Here is a 26,671-nt window from a genome sequence, read left to right on the forward strand (position 1 = left end):
TTTTAAAACACAGCCAACATTCCTGCTGGCATGGTTGCGTGGTGGTGTCTGGTGTTACTGGCGCGCATTGCGCAGATTGCCCGGCATCGTACCCGTGCTGAAATTGCTGCGCCATGGATTGATATCGAGGCCGCCGCGGCGCGTATAGCGCGCATACACGGACAGTTTTTGCGGCTTGCACTGACGCAAGATATCGACAAAGATGCGCTCCACGCATTGCTCGTGGAATTCATTGTGCTCGCGGAAGCCGATCAGGTAGCGCAACAGGCTTTCCTGGTCGATCTGCGGCCCCGCATATTCGATCTGCACGCTGCCCCAGTCTGGCTGACCCGTCACCAGGCAATTTGATTTGAGCAAATGCGAGACGAGTTTTTCTTCCACGGGCGCTTCATTCAGGGCGGCTTTCAGCAGCAGCGGCGAAGGCGTGTATTGCGTGATTTCCAGGTCGAGGCGGTCGAGCAGTACGCCGTCGAATTCGCCCATTTTCAGCTTGCCGAAATCTTCCTGCAAGGTCAGTTCCACTTGCACGGGCGCGCCGAAGCCGTTCGACAAATCCTGCTTGAGCAGGGCCAGCAGCGCTTCGGGGTTGTCCAGCTTGGTCTGGTTGAACGAGTTCAGGTACAGCTTGAACGATTTCGACTCGATGATGTTCGGCGAATCGGCCGGCGCGCTGACCTTGGCGATGGCCACCTGCGGCTTGCCGCGCTGGTTCAGCCACGACAGTTCATACGCATTCCAGATATCGAGGCCGAAGAAGGGCAGAGTGCCGCGCAGTTCCAGCTCGTCGCGCTTGCCCTGGCGCGGAATCGGAAACAGCAATTCCGGCGCGTAATCGGTGCGGTAGGCGGAGCTTTTGCCCAGGGGAGATTGTTCGGCGAGATCGTTGGTGGTGGTCATGGTCGTGTGGCGTGAATTCAGTCAAGGACGCATGGTAGCCTATTTCAGCCCAACGGCAAGGACAGGGGTCAGACCCGACGGGTCGGACCCCAGCATTTGCAATTGGGGTGATTACCCCAAAAATAATTTATACACAGGATTGCTGCTCTCATCCCAATAGCGGTACCCGAGGGTATCGAGGAAGCGGGCAAACTCGCCCATTTCATCGGGCGGCACTTGCAGGCCGATCAGGATGCGGCCCACGTCGCCGCCCTGGCTGCGGTAATGGCACAGGGAAATATTCCAGTTCGGCGCCATGCTGTCGAGGAAACGCATCAGCGCACCGGGGCGCTCGGGGAATTCGAAGCGGTACAGCAACTCGTCCTGGGCCAGTCGGCTCTTGCCGCCCACCAAATGGCGGATGTGCGACTTGGCCAGTTCGTCGTGGGTCAAGTCCAGGGTCTTGAATTCGTGTTCCTCGAAGGTTTTCGCCAGCACGCTCGACTCATGCCGGTCGGCAATTTGGATGCCGACGAATACGTGCGCGGCTTTTTCATCGCTGATGCGGTAATTGAATTCCGTCACGTTGCGCGCGCCGATGAGCGAGCAGAAACGCTTGAAGCTGCCCCGCTGTTCGCGCATGGTGACGGCAAACACGGCTTCGCGGAATTCGCCCAGTTCAGCCCGTTCCGCGACGAAACGCAGCCGGTCGAAATTCATGTTCGCACCGCTGGCGATGGTGACCAGGGTTTCATTGTTGACGGGGTGCTTGGTCAGGCTGGCCCGTTCCACATAGGCTTTGGCGCCGGCGATGGCCAGCGCGCCGGACGGCTCCAGAATGCTGCGCGTATCCGTAAACACATCCTTGATGGCGGCGCAGATGGCGTCCGTGTCGACCGTGATGATTTCATCGACATACGCCTGCACGAGACGGAAGGTTTCCTCGCCAGCCAGGCGCACGGCCGTGCCGTCGGCAAACAGGCCCACGTCGTTCAGGGTGACGCGTTCGCCGGCCTTGAGCGAGCGGGCCATGGCGTTCGAATCGACGCTTTGCACGCCGATGATCTTGATGTCGGGGCGAATCTGTTTCACGTAGGCGGCAATGCCGGCGATCAAGCCGCCGCCGCCGATGGGCGCGAAGATGGCGTGGATGGGGCCGGCGTGCTGGCGCAGGATTTCCATGCCGATCGTGCCCTGGCCGGCGATCACGTCCGGATCGTCGAACGGGTGCACGAAGGTCAGCTTCTGTTCCTTTTCCAGGGTCAGCGCATGGTTGTAGGCATCCGTGTAGGACTCGCCGTGCAGCACCACTTCCACGTTCACGCCGCCGCGTCCTTTGACCGCCTCGACCTTTACCAGCGGCGTGGTGGTCGGCATGACGATGACGGCACGGCAACCCATGCGCGCGGCGGACAGGGCCACGCCCTGGGCATGGTTGCCGGCCGAGGCGCAAATCACGCCGCGCTTGCGTTCCGCTTCGCTGAGCTTGGACATCTTGTTGTAGGCGCCACGAATCTTGAAGCTGAACACGCTTTGCATGTCTTCGCGCTTGAAGTAAATCTGGTTGTTCAGGCGCTGCGACAGGGCAGGGGCCAGTTCCAGCGGCGTTTCGGTGGCGACGTCATAGACGCGGGCGGTCAGGATTTTCTTGAGGTAGTCGATGTTCATAGTCTGCAAGCAAGTGATTCTGGGCCAGAAAGGGTCTGGAGCGTGTCTGTCGATAGCGGCGGCGCCGCGGCGGATAGCCTGGCGACAATAATGCTCTGTGGAACTGCGGGCGGGTATGCCTTTGCCGGCCGGCGCGATGTGTGCGGCGCCCAGGCTGCTCTTCATTATAATGGAGAGCCTTACTGCATCGCGAAGTGTTCCATGATCGAATCCGCAATCGCCTGGCTGCTGCAGCTGATCGCAGCACCGGAAGTCGGGCTGACATCGGTCTTTCTGATCAGCTTTATTTCCGCCACCTTGCTGCCGCTCGGCTCGGAGCCGGCCGTGTTTGCCGTCATCAAGGCCAATCCCGCGCTGTTCTGGGCCGCCATCGGCGTGGCCACCCTGGGCAATACCCTGGGCGGTATCGTCGACTACTGGCTCGGCTACCGGGCCAAGCAGGCGTTTGCCAAGGAGCGCGACACGCGCTGGTTCCGCTGGCTGGCCCGCTATGGCGCCAAGACCATGCTGCTGGCCTGGCTGCCGCTCGTGGGCGACCCGCTGTGCACTTTGGCTGGCTGGCTCAAGCTGCCGTTCTGGCCCAGCGTGGCCTACATGGCCGTCGGCAAGTGCGCGCGCTACCTGACCATGACGGGCTTGCTGCTGTACGTGCCCGATGGCGTATGGCACCGGATCGGCCAGATGCTGGCCTGAATGGGACTGCCTGCAACGCCAGTTTGCCCCATTTTTGGGCAGGTCGATAGTTTGCAATAGAGTCCGATTCTTGGCATTTTTGCGTCAAAAAATCATGGAAACTGGTTTTTTATTCGCGTAAAAGAAGGCTTTTCCATATTTGCTATGGGGGCGGATGAGGTGCTTAAACCTTGGGCGGCATAAGGCTGTTCCCGCATGGTGCGGCGCAATAAGATAAAATGGCCCTTTAGGGTCCAGTCTATATCGTCACCACACTCCATGAACGCTCCCGCACAAATCCAAGCTTTACTGGCAGAAACGCCGAATGGTCCCGCAGCAAGCCGCCTGCGCGAAATCCCGTATAACTACACGTCGTTTTCCGATCGCGAGATCGTCATACGCCTGTTGGGGGAGGACTCCTGGCGCCTGCTCGACGAGCTGCGCGGCGCCCGCCAGACGGGCCGTTCCGCCCGCATGCTGTACGAGGTGCTGGGCGATATCTGGGTCGTGCGCCGCAATCCCTACCTGCAGGATGACTTGCTCGACAATCCGAAGCGCCGCCAGGGCTTGATCGATGCCTTGCATCACCGCCTGGCCGAAGTCGACAAGCGCCGCCTGTCCATCGATGCGGCCGGCGGCGACGCGCTGGCGGCTGGCGAAGCGCCGGAAGTGGCCAAGGCGCGCAGCGCCAATGTGGAGTTGCTGCTGAAGGCGGCCAGCAAGGCAGTGGCCGACTTTGGCGACGAATTCCGCAAGACCTACGACTTGCGCAAGCGCACGGTCAAGGTGCTGGGCCGCTACACGGAAAAACACAATGTGCGCTTCGACGGCATGACGCGCGTGTCGCACGTGACGGACGCCACCGACTGGCGCGTGGAATATCCGTTCGTCGTGCTCACACCCGACACGGAAGAGGAAATGGCCGGCCTCGTCAAAGGCTGTATCGAGCTGGGGCTGACCATCATCCCGCGTGGCGGCGGCACCGGCTACACGGGCGGCGCGATTCCGCTGACGCCGATGTCGGCCGTCATCAACACGGAAAAACTCATCACCCTGGGCGCCGTGGAAATGACGGTCTTGCCGGGATTGAGCCACGAATACGCGACGATCAATTCGGGCGCGGGCGTGATCACGAACAAAGTGTCGGAAGCGGCGGAAAAGGCCGGTTTCGTGTTCGCCGTCGATCCGACCTCGGCGCACGCCTCTTGCATCGGCGGCAACGTCGCCATGAATGCGGGCGGCAAGAAAGCCGTGCTGTGGGGCACGGCGCTGGACAACCTGGCCTCGTGGCGCATGGTCGATCCGAACGGCGACTGGCTCGACGTCACCCGCCTCGACCATAACCTGGGCAAGATCCACGATATCGCACTGGCACGTTTCCAGCTGGAATGGCGCCACCCGAGCACGCGCGACGCGACAAAACCGAACGCGCCGTTCAAGACGGAAATTTTGGAAATTCCTGGCCGCAAGTTCCGCAAGGAGGGGCTGGGCAAGGACGTCACCGATAAATTCCTCGCCGGCTTGCCGGGCATCCAGAAAGAGGGTTGCGACGGCCTGATCACGTCGGCGCGCTGGATTTTGCACAAGATGCCGAAATTCGCCCGCACCGTCTGCCTGGAATTCTTTGGCCAGGCGCGCGATGCGATCCCGTCGATCGTGGAAATCAAGGATTACCTGGACGGCTTGCCGGCCAAGGGCGAGCAATACACGAGCATCCGCCTGGCGGGCCTGGAGCATCTGGACGAGCGCTACCTGCGCGCCGTCGGCTACGCCACCAAGTCGAAGCGGGGCGTGTTGCCGAAGATGGCCCTGTTTGGCGACATCGTCGGCGACGATGAAAACGCCGTCGCGCAAGCGGCGTCGGAAGTGGTGCGCATCGCCAACACCCGCGTGGGCGAAGGTTTTGTTGCCGTCAGCCCGGAAGCGCGCAAGAAATTCTGGTTAGATCGTGCCCGCACGGCGGCGATCGCCAAGCACACCAATGCGTTCAAGATCAATGAAGACGTCGTGATTCCCCTGAACCGCATGGGCGAATACACGGATGGCATCGAGCGCATCAATATCGAGCTGTCGATCAAGAACAAGCTGCAACTGGCCGACGCCCTGAGCGCGTTCTTTGCCAAGGGTAACTTGCCAATCGGCAAGAGCGACGATGCGTCCGACGACCGCGTCGATGATGCTGAAATGCTGGGCGACCGCGCCGAGCAGGCGCAGCAGTTGCTGGCGCAAGTCACGGCACGCTGGACTTATCTGCTGGCCCAGCTCGACCGTCCGCTGGTCGACGCGAAGGCTGAATTGGCCGAACTGGGCATGGAGCGCTTGCTGCCCGTGTTCGAAGCACGCCTGGAAACGCAGCCGAACGCCACCCTGTTCGACGTGGTGCAGGACCGCACGGTGCGCATCACGTGGAAGCAGGAAATCCGCGCCCAGCTGCGCCAGATCTTCAACGGCGCCGCCTTCAAGCTAATCCTCGACGAGGCGACGGCGATTCACGCGCGCATCTTGCGTAGCCGCGTGTTCGTCGCGCTGCACATGCATGCGGGTGACGGCAACGTGCACACGAACTTGCCCGTCAACTCGGACAATTACGAAATGCTGCAAGACGCCCACGAAGCCGTGGGCCGCATCATGATTTTGGCCCGCTCGCTCAATGGCGTCATTTCCGGCGAGCACGGTATCGGCATTACCAAGCTGGAATTTTTGACGGAAGAAGAAATCGGCGACTTCCGCAGCTACAAGCAGCGCATCGATCCGGAAGGCCGCTTCAACAAGGGCAAACTGCTGAATCTGCCGGGCATGGGCGCCGACTTGCGCAATGCCTACACGCCATCGTTCGGCCTGATGGGCCACGAGTCGCTGATCATGCAGCAAAGCGATATCGGCGCCATCGCCGACAGCGTCAAGGATTGCTTGCGTTGCGGTAAGTGCAAACCCGTGTGCTCGACCCACGTGCCGCGCGCCAATTTGCTGTACTCGCCACGCGACAAGATCCTGGCGACCTCGTCCCTGATCGAAGCCTTCCTGTACGAAGAGCAGACGCGCCGCGGTATTTCCATCAAGCATTGGGAAGAGTTCGAGGACGTGGCCGATCATTGCACGGTCTGCCATAAATGCGTGACGCCTTGCCCGGTCAACATCGACTTTGGCGACGTGTCGATGAACATGCGCAACTTGCTGCGCAAGATGGACAAGAAGAGCTTCAATCCGGGCACCAAGGCCACGATGATGTTCCTCAACGCCACCGATCCCGTGACCATCAATGCCACGCGCAAGGTCATGATCGGCTGGGGTTACAAGGCGCAGCGCCTGGGCCACGACTTGCTGAAGAAGTTTGCCAAGAAGCAAACCAAGGCGCCGCCGCCATCGACGGGCAAGCCGCCCGTCAAGGCGCAGGTGATCCACTTCATCAACAAGAAAATGCCGGGCAACCTGCCGAAGAAATCGGCGCGCGCGCTGCTCGACATCGAAGACGACAAGGTCATCCCGATCATCCGCAATCCGAAGACGACGACGGCCGATACGGAAGCCGTGTTCTACTTCCCCGGTTGCGGTTCGGAGCGCCTGTTCTCGCAAGTGGGCCTGGCCACGCAAGCGATGCTGTGGGAAGTGGGCGTGCAGACGGTCTTGCCGCCGGGCTACCTGTGCTGCGGTTATCCGCAGCGGGGCGCGGGCGAGTTCGACAAGGCCGAGAAGATGATGACGGACAACCGCGTCCTGTTCCACCGCATGGCCAACACGCTCAATTACCTGGACATCAAGACGGTGCTCGTGTCGTGCGGCACTTGTTACGACCAGCTGGCCACGTATCAGTTCGAGAAGATTTTCCCTGGCTGCCGTATCATGGATATCCATGAGTATCTGCTGGAAAAACAGGTGAAGCTGGAAGGCGTCAACGGCACCCGTTATATGTACCACGAGCCATGCCACAATCCGATGAAGCTGCAGGAATCGGGCAAGACCATCAATTCCCTGATCAGCACGGTAGATAACGTCAAGATCGAGAAGAATGACCGTTGCTGCGGTGAATCGGGTTCGCTGGCCGTCACGCGCCCTGACATTTCCACGCAAGTGCGTTTCCGCAAGGAAGAAGAGATGGTCAAGGGCGCCGACAAGCTGCGCGGCGACGGTTTCACCGGTGACGTGAAAATCCTCACCAGCTGCCCATCGTGCCTGCAAGGCCTGTCGCGCTACAATGACGATTCGGGCACGACGGCCGACTACATCGTCGTCGAGATCGCCAAACACTTGCTGGGAGAGAACTGGATGCCGGATTACGTGAAACGCGCCAATGACGGCGGCATTGAACGGGTGCTGGTGTGACCTGCGATCTGTGCACATTGCTGGACGGCTTTGCCAACAAGCAGGGCTGTGAAGCCTTGCTGTGGCGCAGCGAGCGCCTGTCCGTCGTGGCCGTCGATGACGCCGCCTATCCCGGCTTTTGCCGCGTGATCTGGAACAAGCACGTCAAGGAAATGACGGATTTGACGCCTGGCGAGCGCAACTACGTCATGGAAGTCGTGTGGCAAGTCGAGCTGGCCGTGCGTGAAGTGATGCAGCCGGAAAAGGTCAACGTGGCCAGTTTCGGCAACATGACGCCGCACGTGCACTGGCACGTGATTCCCCGCTACCGCGACGACGCGCATTTCCCGAACCCCAGCTGGGCTGTCGTGCAGCGCGAGACGGCACCCGAGGTGCTGGCCGCGCGCCGCGCCCTGTTGCCGGCCTTGCGCGACGCCATCATTCAACGTTTATCCGCATAAAGCATCGTCATGACTGAAAAAGCAGCAACACCGCAACCGACCGGCTTGACCGTGCACAACCAGTCGCGCGTGCTCGACGTGGCTTTCGACGATGGCAGCGAATTTGCGCTGCCGTTCGAATACCTGCGCGTGTACTCGCCGTCGGCCGAAGTGCAGGGCCATGGCAAGGGCCAGGAAACTTTGCAATTAGGCAAGCGCCTGGTGGGCATCACGGGCATCGAGCCGGTCGGCAACTACGCCGTGCAGCCCACCTTCAGCGATGGCCACAATTCCGGCCTGTACACCTGGGCATACTTGTACAAGCTGGGCGCGGAAAAAGACAGGCTGTGGCAAGCCTATCTGGACCAGCTGGCGGCAGCCGGCTATCCCGGCGACAGCGGCCGCGACGCCAAGGCGGACATGACGGTCAAGCAATCTTCCGGCCACGTCCACGGCCCTAGCTGCGGGCATAAGCATTAAACTGAAAAATAATGCGGTAAGCTTGTCGGATTGCCGCATATCCATTCGTCGTATGAATGCCCGCGCTTGCGGGCATTTTTCTTTTGGAGAAGAGACTATGGAATACATGATCCTGATCTACGCCGACGAGGCGCGCTATGAATCCATGGAAGACGGGCAGATGGCCAGCCTGATGGCCGACTTTGCCAGCTATACGCAGGCGCTGGAGGCGGCAGGCGTGCTGCGCGGGGGCGCCGAACTGGCGCCCGTGGGCAGCGCCACCAGCGTGCGGGTGCGCAATGGCAAGCCCGTCATCACGGATGGGCCGTTCGCGGAAACCAAGGAGCAGCTGGGCGGCTACTATCTGCTAGCCTGCGCCAACCTGGACGAGGCGCTGGCCTGGGCCGGGCGTTGCCCTGCCGCTTCCCTGGGCACCATCGAAGTGCGGCCCGTGACGGCTTGACGATGGCCGGCGACGCCATTGCGGCCGTCGAGCACGTCTTTCGCCAGGAAAGGGGCAGGGTGCTGGCCGGCCTGATGCGGCGTTTCGGCGACCTGGGCCTGGCGGAAGATGTGTTACAGGAAGCGTGCCGCAAGGCGCTGGAACTGTGGCCGCGCACGGGCATCCCCGATAATCCCGCCGCCTGGCTCAGTTCCGTGGCGCGCAATGCGGGCCTCGATCACGTGCGCCGGGCGGGCAAGAGCGTCAGCGATGCCGAGGCCCAGCTAGGCAGCCTGACTGCGGCCGTGGCGGTGGAAGCGCCGCCCATCGAAGACGACCGCCTGCGCCTGCTGTTCATCTGCTGCCATCCCGCGTTGGCGCCCGAGGCGCAGGTGGCGCTGGCCCTGCGCATCTTGTGTGGCCTGTCCACGGGCGAGATCGCGCACGCCTTCGGCGTGGCGGAAGCTGCCCTGTCGCAGCGGCTGTTGCGCGCCAAGCGCAAGATCTCCGAAGCGCGTATCCCGTTCGAGTTGCCGCCGGAACAAGAATTGCAGCCACGGCTGGCGCAGGTGCTGCACGTGATTTACCTGGTGTTCAGCGAAGGCTATTGCGCCAGCGGCGGCGACACCCTGCTGCGCGCGGACCTGTGCGCCGAGGCGCTGCGCCTGGGACGCTTGCTCGACAGCCTGCAACCGGGCCAGCCCGAAGTGCAGGGGCTATTGGCCCTGATGCTGCTGCAGGCTTCGCGCGGCCCGGCCCGGCTATCGCCTGAAGGCTATCTGCTGACCCTGGAAGAGCAGGACCGGCGCCTGTGGCAGGGGGGCTTGATTGCCGAGGGACTGGCCGTGCTGGAACTGGCCTTGCCGGCGCGCGCGCCAGGGCCATATCAGCTGCAGGCGGCGATTGCCGCCTTGCACGCCAAAGCGCCCACGGCCAGCCAGACGGACTGGCGCCAGATCAGCGCCCTGTACGGCGCCTTGCTGCGCCACAAGCCGGAACCGTTGATCTTGCTTAATGCCGTGATCGCCTGTGCGATGGCGCATGGCGCCGCACACGGGCTGGCGTGGCTCGATCGCCTGGAAGCCTTGCCCAGCCTGACGCTATCGCATTATCTGCATGCGGCCCGGGCCGACTTGCTGCGCCGCCAGGGCGACCGGCAGGGGGCGCTGGCGGCGTATGCCCGGGCGGCAATGCTCGCGTCGAATGCAGTGGAAAGGCAATACCTTCTCCGGCGTCACGGGGAAATGCGCCTGCCGCTTGTATAATGCTCCCAAGTTCAAACAGACTGCCTACCATGACCAATACGACCCATTTCGGATACAAAACAGTTGCAGAAGACGACAAAGTGCGCGAAGTCGCCAAGGTGTTCCATTCCGTCGCTGCCAAATACGACGTGATGAACGACTTGATGTCGGGCGGGCTGCACCGTCTGTGGAAGACGTTCACCATTGCCAATGCGGGCGTGCGCCCCGGTTTCAAGGTGCTCGACATCGCCGGCGGCACGGGCGACTTGTCGAAGGCGTTTGCCAAGCAGGCGGGCCCTACCGGCGAAGTCTGGCTGACCGATATCAATGAATCGATGTTGCGCGTGGGCCGCGACCGCCTCTTGAATCGCGGCTTGCTCACCCCCACCATGTTGTGTGACGCGGAAAAACTGCCATTCCCCGATAATTATTTCGACCGTGTCAGCGTGGCCTTTGGCCTGCGCAACATGACGCACAAGGATGTGGCGCTGGCGGAAATGCGCCGCGTGCTGAAACCGGGCGGCAAGCTGCTGGTGCTGGAGTTTTCCAAGGTGGCCGCTCCCCTGCAAAAGCCGTACGACCTGTATTCGTTCTCGGTCTTGCCGTGGTTCGGGCAGAAAATCGCCGGCGACGCGGAAAGCTATCGTTACCTGGCAGAATCGATCCGCATGCACCCGGACCAGGAAACCCTGAAGACCATGATGGAAACGGCGGGCCTGGAGCGCGTGCAGTACTACAATTTGACGGCAGGCATTGCCGCTTTGCACACCGGTATCAAGATGTAATGCATCAACGTTGGTGATTTTAGGAGATGGAATGAAATTGAAGAAATTTATGGTCGGCATGATGCTGGCCGCGACCACGGTATCCATGCTGGGCGAGGCGCTGGCCCGTCCCATGGGCGGTGGCCGTTCGATAGGCCGTCAGTCGCAAAGCGTGAGCCGCCAGGCGCCCGCGCCGGCCCCAGCGCCGGCACCGGCTGCCACGCCACGCCAGGCGCAACCTGCGCCGGCTCCTGCGCCAGCACCTGCCGCCAAGGCACCGAGCCGCTGGAAGGGCTTGCTGGGCGGCGCCTTGCTCGGTCTGGGTCTGGGCGCGCTGCTGTCGCACTTCGGCCTGGGCGGCGCCCTGGCCAGCATGATCAGCACCTTGCTGATGGTGGCTTTGCTGGCCGGCGTGGTCTTCTTCATCTATCGCATGGTGCGCGGCAAGCGTGCTGGCAACAGCAGCGGCAATGCACCATTCGCCGGCTTCGGCAACCAGCCTGCGCCAGCGGGCAACGTGCCTGACATCGGTTCGCGCATTCCACCGCTGCCGCCGCTGCAGCCCGTCTCGTCCGGCGTCGGCCTGGATAAGCCGGACCCGGTCCCGGTGCCGGCTGCCGCGCCATGGGGCGTGCCAAGCGACTTCGACAAGGAAGCCTTCCTGCGCCACGCGAAAAGCAATTTCATTCGCCTGCAAGCGGCCTGGGACAAGGCCGACGTCAACGATATCCGCGAATTCACGTCGCCGGAAGTGTATGCGGAACTGCGCATGCAAATCCAGGAGCGGGGCACGCAGGCAGACTTTACCGATGTCGTCACCATCGATGCCGAGCTGCTGGGCATCGAGACGAGCGTCAACGATTACCTGGCCAGCGTGAAGTTTGTGGGCCTGATCCGTTCGGCGCCGGGCGCGGCAGCGGAACCGTTCGCGGAAGTGTGGAATATGTCGAAACCCGTCAGCGGCAATAGCGGCTGGGTCCTGGCAGGCATCCAGCAATTGAATTAATTGTAAAAACTTGCTGAATAATGGCTTAAGTCCATGCGGAATGCATGATGCTTAACAGATATTTCCTGCTGAACTGGTAAGATCGAAACCGCCCACGTTGTTTTACGGGCGGTTTTTTCTTTTTGGGGGCGCGAAGCGCGCAACATGATGGCACCACTTTCCGACCTTTCCCTGATGACGCCCGTCATTGCAACCATCAACCACTTGCTGGCGCAAGAGCCGTGGGCGCGCCAGCAACTGGCCGTTCACGCCGGCAAGCTGGCCTGCATCGACACGGGCGCCGTGGCCCTGCGCCTGCGCGTCGACAGCGCCGGCATGCTGGAAGCGGCGCCGGCCGACATGCCGGCCAACGTCACCATTCGCGTAAAATTGTCCGATGTGCCGCTGATCCTGCAAAACCGCGAGCGGGCGTTTTCCTACGTCAAGATCGAAGGCGATGCCGAGTTTGCCAATGCGATTTCGCAATTGAGCAAGGGCTTGCGCTGGGAAGCCGAGCACGACCTGGAAAAGGTCGTCGGCCCCATGCTGGCCACGCGCCTCGTTGCCGGCGCCAAGGATGCCGCCGCGTTTGTGCGCACGGGCCAGCAAAAGCTGGCGGAAAACGTGGCCGAATATTTTCTCGACGAACAGCCCATGCTGATCCGTCCTTCTACCCTGCAAGAGTATTCCGCTGGCGTGACGCGCGTGCGCGATGACGTCGAACGCCTGGCCAAGCGCCTTGCCCGGCTGGAAAAGGCGGCCGCCGCCGTCCAGCCGCAGTCTTCCTCACCGGATTTGTCTACATGATATTGAAATTCCTGCGCCTGTTTAAAATCATCCGTGTTTCCATCAAGTACGGTCTGGATGAGATAGCGATTTCTGGTCTGCAAGTTCCCCGCACCGCCAAATTGATCGACACCCTGATTTTCTGGCGCGACCTGTCGTCGCCACGGGGCTTGCGCCTGCGCCTGGCGCTGGAAGAGCTGGGCCCGATTTTCGTCAAATTCGGCCAGGTGCTGTCGACCCGGCGCGATTTGATGCCGCTCGACATCGCCGAAGAACTGGCGCGCCTGCAAGACCGCGTGCCGCCTTTCGATTCCGACCTGGCCATCGCGCAAATCACCAAGTCGCTGGGCGCCCACCCGGACCAGCTGTTTGCCCACTTCGAGCGCGAACCGGTGGCGTCCGCCTCGATTGCCCAGGTGCACTTTGCTACCCTGAAAGATGGGCGCGAAGTGGCCGTGAAGGTTTTGCGTCCAGGCATGAAAAAGCTGATCGACGAAGATGTGGCCCTGATGCACATCGCCGCCGACTGGACCAGCCGCCTGTGGGCCGACAGCAAGCGCTTGAAGCCGAAAGAGGTGGTGGGCGAGTTCGACAAATACCTGCACGACGAGCTGGACCTGATGCGCGAGGCGGCCAACGCCAGCCAGCTGCGCCGCAATTTCGCCAACTCGGACTTGCTGCTGGTGCCGGAAATGCACTGGGATTATTGTTCCAGCAGCGTCATCGTCATGGAGCGCATGGTCGGCATTCCCGTGTCGCAGACCGAGCGCCTAGTGGCGGCCGGTGTGGATTTGCGCAAGCTGTCCAGCGATGGCGTGGAGATTTTCTTCACGCAAGTGTTCCGCGACGGCTTTTTCCATGCGGACATGCATCCGGGCAATATTCTCGTGTCGATCGCGCCGGAATCGTTCGGCCGCTATATCGCGCTCGACTTCGGCATCGTGGGAACCTTGAACGACTACGACAAGGATTATCTGTCGCAAAATTTCCTCGCCTTCTTCCGCCGCGACTACAAGCGCGTGGCCGAGGCGCACATCGAATCGGGCTGGGCGCCGAAAGACACGCGCGTCGATGAACTGGAAGCGGCCGTGCGCGCCTGTTGCGAGCCGATCTTCGACCGTCCGCTAAAAGATATTTCTTTTGGGCAGGTATTGCTGCGTTTGTTCCAGACGTCGCGCCGCTTCAATGTGGAAGTGCAGCCGCAACTGGTGCTGCTACAAAAGACCCTGCTCAATATCGAAGGCCTGGGCCGCCAGCTGGACCCGGAACTGGATCTGTGGCAAACGGCCAAGCCCTACCTGGAAAAATGGATGAGCAACCAAGTGGGGCCGCAAGGCTTCATGGAGCGCCTGCGTGCCGAAGCGCCCCGTTATGCGCACATCTTCCCGCAACTGCCGCGCTTGCTGCACCAGGCTTTGACCGTGCATGGCGAGCCGCGCGAAAACGATGTGGAACTGATGAAAACCTTGCTGGCGGAGCAACGCCAGACGAACCGCTTGCTGAGCTTTATCGTGTATTTCGTGGGCGCCTTCGCCCTCGGCGCGCTGGGCTTGCAAGTGTTCATGCGCTGGCATCAACTGCCGTTTTAAAGGCTGAGGACGTAAGTGATGGCTGACTTCAATACCCGCGATCCGCTCTCGCCCGCCTTCTGGGACGAGCGTTTCGAGAAGCAATTCACGCCCTGGGACCACGGCGGCGTGCCCATGCGCCTGCGCAGCTTCGTCGCCGGCAGCCCGGCGCCGCTGCGCTGCCTGATTCCCGGTTGCGGCTCGGCCTATGAGCTGGTCTTTATGCTCGATCACGGCTGGGATGCCACGGCCATCGACTTTTCGCCGGCTGCCGTGGCCGCTGCGCGCGCCGTCGTCGGCGAACGGGCAGGGCAGGTGGTGGAAGCCGATTTCTTTGCCTGGCAGCCCGCAGCGCCGCTGGACCTGATCTATGAGCGGGCTTTTTTGTGCGCCATGCCGCGCGCGATGTGGCCGCAGGTGGCGTCCCGCTGGGCGCAGCTGCTGGCGCCGGGCGCCATGCTGGCCGGTTACTTTTTCTTTGACGACAATGCCAAGGGACCGCCATTTGGTATTTCACGGGAGAAACTGCAGGAATTGCTGGCCCCGCATTTCGACTGCCTGGCCGACGAAGCCGTCGATGATTCCATCGCCGTCTTCGCCGGCAAGGAGCGCTGGATGAGCTGGCGCCGCCGGGCGGACTGAGGCGGACCGGTCAATTTCCGTTGAGGGCAAAGGAAAAGCTTTATAATTCAGGGTTTTTGATGATTTTCTCGGAGTAGAGATGCCGATTTACGCTTACCGTTGTGACGAGTGTGGTTTTGCCAAGGACGTCTTGCAAAAGATCTCCGATCCAGTACTGACGGTGTGCCTGTCGTGCGGCAAGCCCAGTTTCAAGAAACAATTGACGGCCGCCGGTTTCCAATTGAAGGGCACTGGCTGGTACGCGACCGATTTCCGCGGCGGCACGGCGCCCACCACGGCCATTCCGACGGGCCCGGCCGATAACGCCAAGCCTGCCCCGGCCGCCGACAGCGCGCCTGCCGCAGCCCCAGCGCCCGCCCCGGCTGCAACCGCGCCGAAAGCGGACTGAAAGCGCGCCGCGCCGATACGATCCCTTACCGAGAAACTGATGCGTAAATACTTTATTACCGGATTACTGATTTTGGTGCCCCTGGCCATTACGGCCTGGGTCCTGAATCTGGTGATCAGCACGATGGACCAGTCGCTGTTGCTGGTGCCCGGCAGTACGCAGCCCAGCGTCTGGTTCGGCCACAAGGTTCCCGCGCTGAGCACCATTCCCGGCCTGGGCACGGTATTGACGGTACTGATCGTGTTCTTCACGGGCTTGCTGACGAATAACCTGGTCGGCAATTACGTGGTGAAGCTGTGGGAAAAATTGCTGCAACGCATACCCATCGTCAATTCCCTGTATTCGAGCGTCAAGCAAGTGTCGGATACCCTGTTTTCCCCGTCGGGCAATGCGTTCCGCAAGGCCGTGCTGGTGCCATATCCGCACCAGAACTCCTGGACCATCGCTTTCCTGACGGGCGTGCCGGGCGGCGATGCGGCGAACCACCTGGTGGGCGACTTTGTCAGCGTGTATGTGCCGACGACGCCGAACCCGACATCGGGCTTTTTCCTGATGATGAAGCGCAGCGATGTCGTCGAACTCGACATGAGCGTCGATGCGGCGCTCAAATATATCGTCTCGATGGGCGTGGTGGCGCCTGCGGAAGTTGTTGCTGTACCGGCCCCGGCAGCCAAAGAATAAAGGCAGGCGTCCCATGCGGGACGTGGCCGGATTGAACACTCACTAACCTGAACTGAGAATTTTATGTCTATGCGTACTGAATACTGCGGCCTCGTTACCGAAGCCATGCTGGGACAAACCGTCAGCCTGTGCGGCTGGGTACATCGCCGCCGCGACCACGGCAGCCTGATTTTCATCGACTTGCGCGACCGTGAAGGCCTGGTGCAAATCGTCTGCAACCCGGAACAAGCGGAAATGTTCAAGGTCGCCGAAGCCGTGCGCAACGAATTCTGCCTGCGCGTGACGGGCGTCGTGACCAACCGTATCGAAGGCACGATCAACAACAACCTGAAGTCCGGCAAGATCGAAGTGGTCTGCTCGGAGCTGGAAGTGCTGAACCCTTCCGTGCCTGTGCCGTTCCAGCTGGACGACGACAACCTGTCGGAAACGACGCGTCTGACGCACCGCGTGCTGGACCTGCGCCGCCCGCAAATGCAGAACAACCTGCGCCTGCGCTACAAGGTGACGATGGAAGTGCGCAAGTACCTCGACGCGCTGGGCTTCATCGACATCGAAACGCCGATGCTGACCAAGTCGACGCCAGAAGGCGCGCGCGATTACCTGGTGCCGTCGCGTGTGAACGCGGGCAGCTTCTTTGCCTTGCCGCAATCGCCACAGTTGTTCAAGCAACTGTTGATGGTCGCTAACTTCGACCGTTACTACCAGATCACCAAGTGCTTCCGCGACGAAGACTTGCGCGCTGACCGCCAGCCTGAATTCACGCAGATCGATTGCGAAACCTCGTTCCTGACGGAACAGGAAATCCGCGACCTGTTCGAAGACATGATCCGCGTCGTCTTCAAGAACACCCTGGACATCGACCTGCCGAACCCGTTCCCGGTGATGGATTTCGCCGAAGCGATGGGCCTGTACGGTTCCGACAAGCCGGACATGCGCGTCAAGCTGGCCTTCACCGATTTGACCGAAGTCATGAAGTCGGTCGAATTCAAGGTCTTCAACGGCGCCGCCAACATGAAAGGCGGCCGCGTGGTTGCCCTGCGCGTACCGCAAGGCGGCAGCATGCCCCGTTCGGAAATCGACGCCTACACCCAGTTCGTCGCCATCTATGGCGCCAAGGGCCTCGCTTACATCAAGGTCAACGAGAAAGCCAAGGGTCCTGAAGGCTTGCAGTCGCCGATCGTCAAGTTCCTGCCTGCCGACGTGCTGGCCACGATCCTCGAGCAGACGGGTGCGCAAGACGGCGACCTGATCTTCTTCGGCGCCGACAAGGCCAAGGTCGTCAACGACGCCATCGGCGCGCTGCGCGTGAAAATCGGTCACAGCGAGTTCGGCAAGAAAGCCGGCCTGTTCGAAGACGTGTGGAAGCCATTATGGGTGGTCGACTTCCCGATGTTCGAGCACGACGAAGAAGCGGACCGCTGGACGGCAACCCACCATCCATTCACGGCGCCAAAAGACGGCCATGAAGACATGCTGGAAAGCGATCCGGGCGCCTGCATCGCCAAGGCCTACGACATGGTCTTGAACGGCTGGGAACTGGGCGGCGGTTCGATCCGTATCCACCGCGAAGAAGTGCAGTCGAAAGTGTTCCGCGCACTGAAGATCGATGCCGAAGAAGCGCAGCTGAAGTTCGGCTTCCTGCTCGACGCCCTGCAATACGGCGCGCCACCGCATGGCGGCCTGGCATTCGGCCTGGACCGTATCGTGACCATGATGACCGGTTCCGAATCGATCCGCGACGTGATCGCCTTCCCGAAAACCCAGCGTGCGCAAGACTTACTGACCCATGCGCCGTCGGAAGTGGACGAGAAGCAACTGCGCGAACTGCACATCCGTTTGCGCAGCGCCGAGCCAAAAGTAGTGTAATGAAGCATGCGGCTGCCCCGGCGGCCGCTGTTTGATCCACTATGCAAAAAAAGGCGCTGTCGTGGCGCCTTTTTCATTGTTGATATGACTCATAAAATCCCTGTTTCCGTGCTGGTCGTCATTCATACGGCTGACCTTGACGTCTTGCTCATCGAACGCGCGGGCCAGCCCGGTTTCTGGCAATCGGTGACGGGTTCCGTCGATGCCGTCGACGAACCGCTGCTGCAGACGGCCGCGCGCGAACTGTTCGAGGAAACCGGCATCGTTGCCGATGGACACGATATCGTGCTGCGCGACTGGAAATTGTCGAATGTGTACGAGATCTATCCGATCTGGCGCCACCGCTATGCGCCCGGCATGACGCGCAACACGGAGCACGTGTTCAGCGTGCAAGTGCCGCGCGACATCGCCATCACCCTGAGCCCGCGCGAACACTTGCAATATGCGTGGCTGCCGTACTTGGCGGCGGCCGACCGCTGTTTCTCGTCGTCCAACGCGGAAGCGATTCTGCAATTGCCGGCCATGACGGGCCTGGCGCGTCCCACCTGATTTTCCTAGAAAGCATTCCATGTTGAACTGGTTACATTTGACTGCGCAGCAAAAACTGCTGGGCACCCTGGGCATCGTTTTTTGCCTGTGCTTTATCTTCCTGCTGTTCAGTTCCACCGTGCCTGGCCGCACGCCGCCGATCGGCATGCCGCTGATGGCGATCGGCTGGCTGCTGCACCCGGGCGCGTTTGCCAAGGGCAAGCGCACCGTGGCCTGGCGCGGCGCACCGTTGCTGGTCAAGATCGTCTGGGCGGCCGGCATCACGGCGCTGCTCGTCAGCGTGACGGCGGGCGTGGGACGCATGCTGGCCTGAACACCCGATAGCGAACGATTACCCGGCAACATTTTGATATGAATAACAACGTCAGCGATGACGAGAGGATGGCATGCTGAATTGGTCTCAACTTTCTTTACGGCAGCGCATGATCAGTGTGCTATTCCTGTCTTGGGTGTTGGGCAGCCTGTATGCCGTCTGTTTCCCGGAGCAGCCGCATGCCAGTTTTCCGCAGGCGGGCTTGCCCTTGTTGATGCTGGGATTTTTGCTGCATCCGCGTTTCTTCGCTGGCGGACGCGGACCGTTCAGCTGGAGCAGCGCGCCCAGTTTGATAAAGGGCTTGTGGGTGACAGGCGCCATCGTCGGCAGCATCAGTGCCGCTAGTAGTCTGCTGCTGTCGGCTGCAGGCAAATAAAGCTGCCGTAGGTGCGCACGCGCACCTACGCTGGCGCCGCGCGGGGCCCGTCTGGGAGTAGAATCAATGCATGAAAATCCGCGTAGCAACTTATAATATTCACAAGGGTGTCTCCTCCGTGCGAGGCTTGCCCCGCGTACATGCTTTAAAACAGGCGATCGCCCTGTTTCATGCCGATGTCGTCTTTTTGCAGGAAGTGCAAGGCAAGCATGACCGCAATGCGGCCCGCTATGGTGCCGAGAAAAACGGCCACAAGCATTGGCCGGAAGCGTCGCAGCACGAGTTCTTTGCCGGTGCCGAGCACCATTCCGCGTATGGCATGAATGCCGTGTACGATCACGGCCACCATGGCAACGCCTTGCTCAGCAAGTTTCCCATCGCGTCGCAAACCAATCACGACGTCTCCGACCATGCCTACGAGCAGCGCGGCATCCTGCATTGCGTGCTCAAGACGCCGCAGGCCGACGTGCACTGCTATGTCGTCCACCTGGGCCTGTTCGAGTCGGGACGGGGCCGCCAGACGCAGGCGCTGATCGACGCCGTGATGGAATCGGCGCCCGATGGCGAGCCCGTCATCATTGCCGGCGATTTCAACGACTGGCGCAACACGCTCAGCGACAAGCTGCGCAATGCGCTGGGCGTGGTCGAGGTATTCGACCAGCGCGCGTCGAACTCGGCCTTGGGCGACCTGGTGCGCACCCTGGCGCGGCGCCAGACGAAAACGCCGATCCCCGTGCCGGCGCGCACCTTTCCCGCCGCCTTGCCCTGGTTCCGCCTGGACCGCATCTATGTGCGCGGTTTCCACGTGGAGGGCGCGCAAGTGATGCATGGCACCTTGTGGGCAAAACTGTCGGACCACGCGCCGATCGTTGCTGCTTTGAAACTCGCGTAGACTGCCGGCATGCGTACAGTCAATTTCATCGCCCACAACGACATCAAGCTGCTGTATTGCGGCACCGATTACTTCCCTGCCTTGATTGCGGCCATCGACGGTGCGCGCTCGGAAGTCTATTTCGAAACGTATATCTTTGCCGACGACGCGACGGGCACCCTGGTGCTCGACGCCCTCAAGCGTGCCGCCGCGCGCGGCGTGCTCGTGTGCATGATCACGGACTGGTTCGGCACGGGCAACCGCCGGGTCAACGCCATGCATGCGCAGCTGGAGGCGGTTGGCGTGCACCACCGCATCTTCAACCCGTGGTTCCGGCGCGGCATCACGCGCACGCACCGCAAGATCTGCGTGGCTGATGGCGAAATCGCGCTGGTGGGCGGCATCAATATCAACGACGACATGTTTTGCGACTACGATCACAACATCAGCCTGGAAGCGCCGCGCTGGGATTTTGCCGTGCAGGTGAAGGGGCCGCTGGTCGACGCCATCCACGAAGAGGTGCAGGCGCAGTGGGCGCGATTGGGCAAGATGAATCTGGTGCGGCGTATCAAGCTGTACCGCAAGATGCGCGTCGTCAGCAAGGAGCTGGCGAAAAATCCCGTCGTGGCCGGCTTTGTCGTGCGCGACAACCTGCGCAACCGCCGCACCATCCAGCGCGCCTACCTGCAGGCGCTGGGCCAGGCGCGCAAAAGCGTGATGCTGGCCAACCCGTATTTCGCACCCGGACACAAGCTGCGCCACGCGCTGGCCCAGGCGGCCCAGCGGGGCGTCGACGTGGTGCTGCTGATCGGCGTGGGCGAGTTCCGTATGCAAGATGCCGTGGCGCACTCGTTTTATCCGAAACTGCTGGCCGCCGGTGTGAAAATCGTCGAATACCGCAAGACGCAGCTGCACGCCAAGGTGGCCGTCGTCGACGACGACTGGGCGACGGTGGGCTCCAGCAATATTGACGCGCTGAGCCTGTTCCTGAACCAAGAGGCGAACGTGGTGATCAAGGACGTGGCCTTCGCGCAAAGCTTGCGCCAGCATATCGAGCAGGGCGTGGCCGACGGCATCGTCATTCACCAGGACGATTTCAAGCACATCGGCCGCTTCCGGCGCATCGGCTATGAAGCCGCGTTCCTCGCGTACCGGCTGGTGATGCGCATTTTTTCAGTAGGCAAGTACGCATGAACGAGATGACAACGGTAAGGCTGGACAAATGGCTGTGGGCGGCGCGCTTCTTCAAGACGCGCTCGCTGGCCAGCGAAGCTGTCGACACGGGCAAGGTCAAAGTGGGCGGCGAGCGCGTGAAACCGGCGCGCAGCGTGCGCGTGGGCGACGAGCTGGCCATCGACAATGGCGCGGAGACATGGGAAGTGGCCGTGCTGGGCCTGTCCGACAAGCGCGGCGCGGCGCCCGTGGCGCGCTTGCTGTATGGCGAAACGCCGGCCAGCATCGCCCGCCGCGAGCAGCTGGCTGAGGAGCGCAAGCTGTTCCGCGAGCCTGGCACCACCATCAAGGGGCGGCCGACCAAGCGCGACCGCCGTCAACTGAACAAGGCAGGCGGCCTCGACTGAGGCACGCTGGCACTCAGGCGGCAGGGGCGCGCGCCGCTTTTGCCTGCCTGAAATCGCTACAAACACGCGGCTAAAAAATGCTGCGCCGCACCAATAGAACACCGGCTCTAAAGTTCCCGTTTGACTTTTACGTGGTAGTGGATAATAGTACGAGCGTTCGGATTTTTTCGAAGCGTGCTTTTTTTTACCCTCGCTTCAGTCCGCCAGATCGGCAACATCACTTTGAGAACGGACCTCTTGAATACTTCAGTCAAATTCATGCGCAAGGGCGAACTGACCCGTGCAGCCATCCTCGACGTGGCGCTGGACCTGTCCAGCCGCGACGGCCTGGAAGGCCTGACCATCGGGCTGCTTGCGGACAAAATGAACATGAGCAAGTCGGGCGTGTTTGCCCACTTTGGCTCGCGCGAAGACTTGCAGATGGAAGTGCTGAAGCTCTACCACTATCGTTTCGAGCAAGAAGTCTTTTTCCCCAGCATGAAAGAACCACGCGGCATCCAGCGCCTGCAATCGATGTTTGCGCGCTGGGTCAAGCGGGTCAGCGTGGAAATCGCTTCCGGCTGCATCTATATCAGCGGCGCCGTTGAGTATGACGACCGTCCCGGTCCCATCCGCGAGGCCCTCGTGGCCATGGTGCGGGCTTGGCAGGGCGCGCTGCTGCGCTGTGTCGAGCAATCGATCGCCACGGGCGACCTGAAAGCGGACACGGACGCCCAGCAGCTGGTGTACGAGATGTATGGCCTGATCCTGGCCCTGCATCACGACGCGCGCTTCCTGCGCGTGCCGGGCAGCATCGAACGGGCGCAAGCTGGCTTTATCCGCCTGCTGGCGTCGTACCAGAATTCCGTCACAAGCAAATAAGCCGTCAGGCAGTATCCGCAACAACGCACACGCACTTACAAGTACAACACTTTAGCTAATCGCCTTCAGGAGAAAATTATGGGTCAATACGTCGCGCCAATCCGGGATATGCAATTCGTCCTGCATGAGTTCCTGCAAGTGGAAGAAGAACTGAAGCAAATGCCGTCGTACGCCGACGTCGACGCCGACATCATCAACCAGGTGCTGGAAGAGGGCGGCAAATTCACCTCCGAGGTATTGTTCCCGCTGAACCACTCGGGCGACCGCGAAGGCTGCCACCACGACCCCGTCACGAAAAGCGTGACCACGCCTAAAGGTTTCAAAGAAGCCTACAAGCAGTACGTCGAAGGCGGCTGGGCAGCCTTGGCTTGCGATCCGGAATACGGCGGCCAGGGCTTGCCTGTCGTGCTGAACAATTCCTTCTATGAAATGCTGAACTCGTCGAACCAGGCCTGGTCCATGTACCCGGGCCTGTCGCACGGCGCCTACGAGTGCCTGAAGGAACACGGCACCGACCACCAGAAGGAAGTCTACCTGCCGAAACTGGTGTCGGGCGAATGGACGGGCACCATGTGCCTGACCGAACCGCACTGCGGCACCGACCTGGGCCTGCTGCGCTCGAAAGCGCTGCCTGAGGCGGACGGTTCCTGGACCATCACCGGCAACAAGATCTTCATCTCGGCCGGCGAGCACGACATGGCGGAAAACATCCTGCACCTGGTGCTGGCCCGCGTACCGGACGCGCCGGAAGGCTCGAAAGGCATCTCGCTGTTCCTGGTGCCGAAATTCCTGCCGAACGCGGACGGCACGGTCGGTGAACGCAACCCGATCACCTGCGGCGCCATCGAAGAAAAAATGGGCATCCACGGCAACTCGACCTGCCAGATGAACCTGGACGGCGCGAAAGGCTGGATCATCGGCCAGCCGAACAAGGGCCTCAACGCCATGTTCGTCTTCATGAACGCGGCCCGCCTGGGCGTGGGCATGCAGTCGCTGGGCCTGACGGAAATCGCCTACCAGAACGCGCTGATCTACGCCAAGGACCGCACGCAAATGCGTTCGCTGTCCGGCATCAAGAACCCGGAACTGCCGGCCGACCGCATCATCGTGCACCCTGACGTGCGCCGCATGCTGCTGACGGGTAAAGCCTACGCCGAAGGCGCGCGCGCTTTCACCTCGTACGTGGCGCTGCAGATCGACCGCGAACTGCATCACCCCGACGCCGACGTGCGCAAGGAAGCGGCCGACGAAGTGGCGCTGCTGACCCCTGTCATCAAGGCCTTCATCACCGACAACGCCTGGATCGCCACTTCGGACGCGATGCAAGTGTTCGGGGGCCACGGCTACATCTCGGAGTGGGGCATGGAGCAGTACGTGCGCGACGCGCGCATCAACATGATCTACGAAGGCACGAACACGATCCAGTCGCTGGACCTGTTGGGCCGCAAGATCCTCGGCGACAACGGCGCCAAGCTGCGCAAGTTCGGCGAAAAGATCAAGGCATTCGTCGAAGACAACGGCACCGATGAAGCGATGAGCGAATTCGTCACCCCACTGGGCGACCTGGGCGACAAAGTCACCAAGCTGACCATGGAAATCGGCATGAAGGCCTTCCAGAATCCGGACGAAGTGGGCGCGGCATGCGTGCCTTACCTGCGCGTCGTCGGCCACATGATCTACAGCTATCTGTTCGCGCAGATGGCCAAGATCGCCCTCGAAAAAGAATCCAGCGGCGACAAGTTCTACACCGCTAAACTGGCTACCGCACGTTTCTACTTCGCCCGCTTGCAGCCTGAAACGGCAACCCTGATCCGTCAGGCGCGTTCCGGTTCGGCCAACCTGATGGCACTCGACGCAGACCTGTTCTAAGACTTGAGGAAAATATGACCAATTTCATCGTTAAAAAAGTAGCCGTCCTCGGCGCCGGCGTGATGGGCGCGCAGATCGCCGCCCATTGCATCAACGCGAAAGTGCCGGTCGTGCTGTTCGACCTGCCGGCGAAGGAAGGTCCAAAGAATGGCATCGTGCTGCGCGCCATCGAGAACCTGAAAAAGCTGTCGCCTGCCCCGCTGGGCAACAAGGATGACGCCGCGCTGATCCAGGTCGCCAACTACGAAGACAACCTGGACCTGCTGGCCGGTTGCGACCTGATCATCGAAGCCATCGCCGAGCGCATGGACTGGAAACACGACCTGTACCAGAAGGTCGCACCGCACATCGGCCCGAACGCGATCTTCGCCTCGAACACCTCGGGCCTGTCGATCACCAAGCTGGCCGAAGGCTTCGACGCCGACCTGAAATCGCGCTACTGCGGCGTGCACTTCTTCAACCCGCCGCGCTATATGCACCTGGTCGAAATCATCCCGACCGAGTTCACCAAGCCTGAAATCAGCGACCAGCTGGAAGGCTTTTTGACCACCACCCTGGGCAAGGGCGTGGTACGCGCCAAGGATACGCCGAACTTCATCGCCAACCGCGTTGGCGTGTTCGGCATCCTGGCCATCGTCCACGAAGCTGAAAAATTCGGCCTGTCCGTGGACGTCGTCGATGATTTGACTGGCGCCAAGCTGGGCCGCGCCAAATCGGGCACCTTCCGCACGGCGGACGTAGTTGGCCTGGACACCATGGGCCATGTGATCAAGACCATGCAGGACTACCTGCCGAACGATCCGTTCGCCGCCGTCTACAAGACGCCGGCCGTGCTGGCGCAACTGGTGGAAAAAGGCGCGCTGGGCCAGAAGAGCGGCGCAGGCTTCTACAAGAAGGTCGGCAAGGAAATTCAACGCCTCGATTTCGCCACCGGTGAATACGTGGCCGGCGGCGCCAAGGCTGCCGACATCATCGCCCGCATCCTGAAGGAAAAGGATCCGGTCAAGAAGATGAAGGCGCTGCGCGAATCGACGAACCCGCAAGGCCAGTTCCTGTGGGCGATCTTCCGCGACGCTTTCCACTACATCGCCATCCATCTGGATACCGTGGCCGACAATGCGCGCGACATCGACTTCGCCATGCGCTGGGGCTTCGGCTGGAACGTCGGTCCGTTTGAAACGTGGCAGGCATCGAACTGGCTGCAAGTGGCCAACTGGGTCAAGGAAGACATCGACGCCGGCCACGCGCTGTGCAACGCACCGCTGCCAGCCTGGGTCTTCGAAGGTCCGGTCGCTGAAAAAGGCGGCGTGCATACGCCGGAAGGTTCGTACTCCGCCGTGTCGAACAGTTTCGTGCCACGCTCGACCCTGTCCGTGTATGACCGCCAGCCATTCCGCGCGCCAGTCCTGGGCAGTGGCGCCATCGACGGCAAGACCGCCGGCACCACCGTCTTCGAAGACGAATCCGTGCGCGTCTGGCATACGGGCGACGACGTCCTGATCATCTCGTTCAAGACCAAGATGCACGTGATCGGCGAAGGCGTGATCAATGGCCTGAAACTGGCGCTGGCAGAAGCGGAAAAGAACTTCAAGGGCCTGGTGATCTGGCACGCGGACGCAGCCGAAGGCGGTGCCTTCTCGGCCGGCGCCGACCTGCAATCGGCCCTGCCGGCGTTCATGCAAGGCGGCGTGAAAGCCGTCGATCCGATCATCGCCGAACTGCAGAACACCTTCATGTCGCTGAAATACGCGAACGTGCCGGTGATCGCCGCGGTCGCTGGCCTGGCACTGGGCGGCGGTTGCGAACTGGCCCTGCACGCATCGAAGCGCGTGGCCTCGATCGAGTCGTACATCGGCCTGGTGGAAGTGGGCGTGGGCCTGATTCCTGCCGGCGGCGGCTTGAAGGAAGCGGCGCAGCGCGCCTACAAGGAAGCCAAGGGTAACGACATCCTGCAATTCCTGAAAACGGGTTTCACCAACGCAGCCACCGCCAACGTGTCGAAGTCGGCGCTGGAAGCGAAGAAGATGGGTTACCTGAAGGAAGACGACGTGATCGTGTTCAACGCCTACGAGCTGCTGCACGTGGCCAAGGTCGAAGCGCGCGCCATGTTCGACGCCGGCTTCCGTCCAGCGCTCCCATCGCTGATCCAGGTCACGGGCCGTTACGGCTGGGGCACCATCAAGGCGCAGCTGGTCAACATGCGCGACGGCGGCTTCATTTCGGCGCACGATTTCAAGCTGGGCGAGATGATCGCCGAGATCGTATCGGGCGGCGACGTGGACCAGGGCAGCTTCGTCAGCGAACAGTGGCTGCTGGATATGGAACGCAAGGCATTCCTGGAGCTGTTGAACCATCCGAAAACCCAGGAACGGATCATGGGCATGATGCAAACCGGTAAGCCGGTACGCAACTAAGCCTGACGTCGATGACGATCCTGTCCATTATTTTTAAAGTATTGCTGCGCGTGAGGCC

The 26,671-nt window shown here is 61.4% G+C and carries 25 protein-coding genes; 23 read left to right on the top strand and 2 right to left on the bottom strand.

Translation table 11 applies throughout. The features are described from left to right. Window positions 1-54: 54 nt before the first annotated feature. Both queF and ilvA read right to left on the bottom strand, forming a co-directional pair. Complete coding sequence (gene queF, locus V3C40_RS21635) at window positions 55-897, bottom strand: NADPH-dependent 7-cyano-7-deazaguanine reductase QueF (RefSeq protein ID WP_072457768.1); 843 nt, start codon at window positions 895-897, stop codon at window positions 55-57. Window positions 898-1,008: 111 nt separating this feature from the next. Beyond that, the gene (ilvA, locus tag V3C40_RS21640) at window positions 1,009-2,544 is read right to left on the bottom strand and encodes a threonine ammonia-lyase, biosynthetic (protein ID WP_034753344.1); all 1,536 of its coding nucleotides are present in this window, start codon (window positions 2,542-2,544) and stop codon (window positions 1,009-1,011) included. Between the two features lie 201 nt (window positions 2,545-2,745). Here ilvA and V3C40_RS21645 point away from each other — a divergent pair, with 201 nt between their 5' ends. The 23 genes from V3C40_RS21645 to V3C40_RS21755 all read left to right on the top strand — a co-directional run bounded on the left by V3C40_RS21645 (window position 2,746) and on the right by V3C40_RS21755 (window position 26,613). Continuing rightward, window positions 2,746-3,237 (top strand): YqaA family protein, encoded by a 492-nt coding sequence (locus V3C40_RS21645; RefSeq protein ID WP_034753347.1) that lies wholly within the window; start codon window positions 2,746-2,748, stop codon window positions 3,235-3,237. A 258-nt stretch (window positions 3,238-3,495) separates the two neighbouring features. Further along, window positions 3,496-7,536, top strand: coding sequence for a DUF3683 domain-containing protein (locus V3C40_RS21650; protein WP_331778485.1), 4,041 nt, complete (start codon window positions 3,496-3,498; stop codon window positions 7,534-7,536). Further along, a complete protein-coding gene (locus V3C40_RS21655) occupies window positions 7,533-7,976 on the top strand; it encodes an HIT family protein (protein WP_070305338.1) in 444 nt (147 codons plus the stop codon). The genes V3C40_RS21650 and V3C40_RS21655 overlap by 4 nt, the downstream gene beginning before the upstream one ends. A 9-nt stretch (window positions 7,977-7,985) precedes the next feature. Beyond that, window positions 7,986-8,435, top strand: coding sequence for a gamma-butyrobetaine hydroxylase-like domain-containing protein (locus V3C40_RS21660; protein WP_072457762.1), 450 nt, complete (start codon window positions 7,986-7,988; stop codon window positions 8,433-8,435). A 97-nt stretch (window positions 8,436-8,532) separates the two neighbouring features. Continuing rightward, entirely contained in the window at window positions 8,533-8,877 is a 345-nt protein-coding gene (locus V3C40_RS21665) for a YciI family protein (RefSeq protein ID WP_072457760.1), read from the top strand. A 2-nt stretch (window positions 8,878-8,879) separates the two neighbouring features. After that, window positions 8,880-10,121 carry an RNA polymerase sigma factor gene (locus V3C40_RS21670; RefSeq protein ID WP_331778486.1) on the top strand — a complete coding sequence of 414 codons (1,242 nt, stop codon included), beginning with the start codon at window positions 8,880-8,882 and terminating at the stop codon, window positions 10,119-10,121. Window positions 10,122-10,150: 29 nt separating this feature from the next. Then, window positions 10,151-10,885: a bifunctional demethylmenaquinone methyltransferase/2-methoxy-6-polyprenyl-1,4-benzoquinol methylase UbiE gene (gene ubiE, locus V3C40_RS21675; protein WP_034778407.1), complete on the top strand. Its 735-nt coding sequence runs from the start codon at window positions 10,151-10,153 to the stop codon at window positions 10,883-10,885. Between the two features lie 31 nt (window positions 10,886-10,916). Continuing rightward, window positions 10,917-11,870, top strand: coding sequence for a Tim44 domain-containing protein (locus V3C40_RS21680; protein WP_072457756.1), 954 nt, complete (start codon window positions 10,917-10,919; stop codon window positions 11,868-11,870). Window positions 11,871-12,017: 147 nt separating this feature from the next. Then, complete coding sequence (locus V3C40_RS21685) at window positions 12,018-12,656, top strand: ubiquinone biosynthesis accessory factor UbiJ (protein ID WP_070305555.1); 639 nt, start codon at window positions 12,018-12,020, stop codon at window positions 12,654-12,656. After that, complete coding sequence (ubiB, locus tag V3C40_RS21690) at window positions 12,653-14,224, top strand: ubiquinone biosynthesis regulatory protein kinase UbiB (protein WP_128141126.1); 1,572 nt, start codon at window positions 12,653-12,655, stop codon at window positions 14,222-14,224. The genes V3C40_RS21685 and ubiB overlap by 4 nt, the downstream gene beginning before the upstream one ends. An 18-nt stretch (window positions 14,225-14,242) precedes the next feature. After that, on the top strand, window positions 14,243-14,845 hold the full coding sequence (locus V3C40_RS21695; protein ID WP_331778487.1) for a methyltransferase: 603 nt from the start codon (window positions 14,243-14,245) through the stop codon (window positions 14,843-14,845). A gap of 79 nt (window positions 14,846-14,924) precedes the next feature. Continuing rightward, window positions 14,925-15,233 carry an FmdB family zinc ribbon protein gene (locus V3C40_RS21700; RefSeq protein ID WP_046682127.1) on the top strand — a complete coding sequence of 103 codons (309 nt, stop codon included), beginning with the start codon at window positions 14,925-14,927 and terminating at the stop codon, window positions 15,231-15,233. Between the two features lie 39 nt (window positions 15,234-15,272). Next, a complete protein-coding gene (locus V3C40_RS21705) occupies window positions 15,273-15,914 on the top strand; it encodes a DUF502 domain-containing protein (protein WP_034753372.1) in 642 nt (213 codons plus the stop codon). A gap of 69 nt (window positions 15,915-15,983) precedes the next feature. Further along, complete coding sequence (aspS, locus tag V3C40_RS21710) at window positions 15,984-17,780, top strand: aspartate--tRNA ligase (protein ID WP_035824170.1); 1,797 nt, start codon at window positions 15,984-15,986, stop codon at window positions 17,778-17,780. Window positions 17,781-17,864: 84 nt separating this feature from the next. Further along, a complete protein-coding gene (nudB, locus tag V3C40_RS21715; protein WP_331778488.1) occupies window positions 17,865-18,329 on the top strand; it encodes a dihydroneopterin triphosphate diphosphatase in 465 nt (154 codons plus the stop codon). 19 nt (window positions 18,330-18,348) lie between these two features. Then, complete coding sequence (locus tag V3C40_RS21720; RefSeq protein WP_072457749.1) at window positions 18,349-18,642, top strand: hypothetical protein; 294 nt, start codon at window positions 18,349-18,351, stop codon at window positions 18,640-18,642. A gap of 109 nt (window positions 18,643-18,751) precedes the next feature. Next, on the top strand, window positions 18,752-19,018 hold the full coding sequence (locus V3C40_RS21725; protein ID WP_070305354.1) for a hypothetical protein: 267 nt from the start codon (window positions 18,752-18,754) through the stop codon (window positions 19,016-19,018). A 70-nt stretch (window positions 19,019-19,088) separates the two neighbouring features. Continuing rightward, on the top strand, window positions 19,089-19,910 hold the full coding sequence (locus V3C40_RS21730) for an endonuclease/exonuclease/phosphatase family protein (protein WP_034753381.1): 822 nt from the start codon (window positions 19,089-19,091) through the stop codon (window positions 19,908-19,910). Between the two features lie 9 nt (window positions 19,911-19,919). After that, window positions 19,920-21,083, top strand: coding sequence for a cardiolipin synthase ClsB (gene clsB / locus V3C40_RS21735; RefSeq protein ID WP_331778489.1), 1,164 nt, complete (start codon window positions 19,920-19,922; stop codon window positions 21,081-21,083). Further along, on the top strand, window positions 21,080-21,469 hold the full coding sequence (locus tag V3C40_RS21740; protein ID WP_070305356.1) for an RNA-binding S4 domain-containing protein: 390 nt from the start codon (window positions 21,080-21,082) through the stop codon (window positions 21,467-21,469). Before clsB ends, V3C40_RS21740 begins: the two co-directional genes overlap by 4 nt. Before the next feature lie 258 nt (window positions 21,470-21,727). After that, window positions 21,728-22,330, top strand: coding sequence for a TetR/AcrR family transcriptional regulator (locus V3C40_RS21745; protein ID WP_034753385.1), 603 nt, complete (start codon window positions 21,728-21,730; stop codon window positions 22,328-22,330). 78 nt (window positions 22,331-22,408) lie between these two features. Then, window positions 22,409-24,199 (top strand): acyl-CoA dehydrogenase C-terminal domain-containing protein, encoded by a 1,791-nt coding sequence (locus V3C40_RS21750; protein WP_034753387.1) that lies wholly within the window; start codon window positions 22,409-22,411, stop codon window positions 24,197-24,199. A gap of 14 nt (window positions 24,200-24,213) precedes the next feature. Next, the gene (locus V3C40_RS21755) at window positions 24,214-26,613 is read left to right on the top strand and encodes a 3-hydroxyacyl-CoA dehydrogenase/enoyl-CoA hydratase family protein (RefSeq protein WP_070257699.1); all 2,400 of its coding nucleotides are present in this window, start codon (window positions 24,214-24,216) and stop codon (window positions 26,611-26,613) included. Window positions 26,614-26,671: the final 58 nt, after the last annotated feature.

This window comes from Janthinobacterium sp. LS2A (assembly GCF_036543145.1).
Lineage (GTDB): Bacteria > Pseudomonadota > Gammaproteobacteria > Burkholderiales > Burkholderiaceae_D > Janthinobacterium > Janthinobacterium aestuarii.

Excerpts from the sequence above, each read along its gene's own strand:
- queF (WP_072457768.1), bottom strand. The coding sequence starts at position 897 with ATGACCACCACCAACGATCTCGCCGAACAATCTCCCCTGGGCAAAAGC.
- ilvA (WP_034753344.1), bottom strand. The coding sequence starts at position 2,544 with ATGAACATCGACTACCTCAAGAAAATCCTGACCGCCCGCGTCTATGAC.
- V3C40_RS21645 (WP_034753347.1), top strand. The coding sequence starts at position 2,746 with ATGATCGAATCCGCAATCGCCTGGCTGCTGCAGCTGATCGCAGCACCG.
- V3C40_RS21650 (WP_331778485.1), top strand. The coding sequence starts at position 3,496 with ATGAACGCTCCCGCACAAATCCAAGCTTTACTGGCAGAAACGCCGAAT.
- V3C40_RS21660 (WP_072457762.1), top strand. The coding sequence starts at position 7,986 with ATGACTGAAAAAGCAGCAACACCGCAACCGACCGGCTTGACCGTGCAC.
- V3C40_RS21665 (WP_072457760.1), top strand. The coding sequence starts at position 8,533 with ATGGAATACATGATCCTGATCTACGCCGACGAGGCGCGCTATGAATCC.
- V3C40_RS21670 (WP_331778486.1), top strand. The coding sequence starts at position 8,880 with ATGGCCGGCGACGCCATTGCGGCCGTCGAGCACGTCTTTCGCCAGGAA.
- ubiE (WP_034778407.1), top strand. The coding sequence starts at position 10,151 with ATGACCAATACGACCCATTTCGGATACAAAACAGTTGCAGAAGACGAC.
- V3C40_RS21680 (WP_072457756.1), top strand. The coding sequence starts at position 10,917 with ATGAAATTGAAGAAATTTATGGTCGGCATGATGCTGGCCGCGACCACG.
- V3C40_RS21685 (WP_070305555.1), top strand. The coding sequence starts at position 12,018 with ATGGCACCACTTTCCGACCTTTCCCTGATGACGCCCGTCATTGCAACC.
- ubiB (WP_128141126.1), top strand. The coding sequence starts at position 12,653 with ATGATATTGAAATTCCTGCGCCTGTTTAAAATCATCCGTGTTTCCATC.
- V3C40_RS21695 (WP_331778487.1), top strand. The coding sequence starts at position 14,243 with ATGGCTGACTTCAATACCCGCGATCCGCTCTCGCCCGCCTTCTGGGAC.
- V3C40_RS21700 (WP_046682127.1), top strand. The coding sequence starts at position 14,925 with ATGCCGATTTACGCTTACCGTTGTGACGAGTGTGGTTTTGCCAAGGAC.
- V3C40_RS21705 (WP_034753372.1), top strand. The coding sequence starts at position 15,273 with ATGCGTAAATACTTTATTACCGGATTACTGATTTTGGTGCCCCTGGCC.
- aspS (WP_035824170.1), top strand. The coding sequence starts at position 15,984 with ATGCGTACTGAATACTGCGGCCTCGTTACCGAAGCCATGCTGGGACAA.
- nudB (WP_331778488.1), top strand. The coding sequence starts at position 17,865 with ATGACTCATAAAATCCCTGTTTCCGTGCTGGTCGTCATTCATACGGCT.
- V3C40_RS21720 (WP_072457749.1), top strand. The coding sequence starts at position 18,349 with ATGTTGAACTGGTTACATTTGACTGCGCAGCAAAAACTGCTGGGCACC.
- V3C40_RS21725 (WP_070305354.1), top strand. The coding sequence starts at position 18,752 with ATGATCAGTGTGCTATTCCTGTCTTGGGTGTTGGGCAGCCTGTATGCC.
- V3C40_RS21730 (WP_034753381.1), top strand. The coding sequence starts at position 19,089 with ATGAAAATCCGCGTAGCAACTTATAATATTCACAAGGGTGTCTCCTCC.
- clsB (WP_331778489.1), top strand. The coding sequence starts at position 19,920 with ATGCGTACAGTCAATTTCATCGCCCACAACGACATCAAGCTGCTGTAT.
- V3C40_RS21740 (WP_070305356.1), top strand. The coding sequence starts at position 21,080 with ATGAACGAGATGACAACGGTAAGGCTGGACAAATGGCTGTGGGCGGCG.
- V3C40_RS21745 (WP_034753385.1), top strand. The coding sequence starts at position 21,728 with ATGCGCAAGGGCGAACTGACCCGTGCAGCCATCCTCGACGTGGCGCTG.
- V3C40_RS21750 (WP_034753387.1), top strand. The coding sequence starts at position 22,409 with ATGGGTCAATACGTCGCGCCAATCCGGGATATGCAATTCGTCCTGCAT.
- V3C40_RS21755 (WP_070257699.1), top strand. The coding sequence starts at position 24,214 with ATGACCAATTTCATCGTTAAAAAAGTAGCCGTCCTCGGCGCCGGCGTG.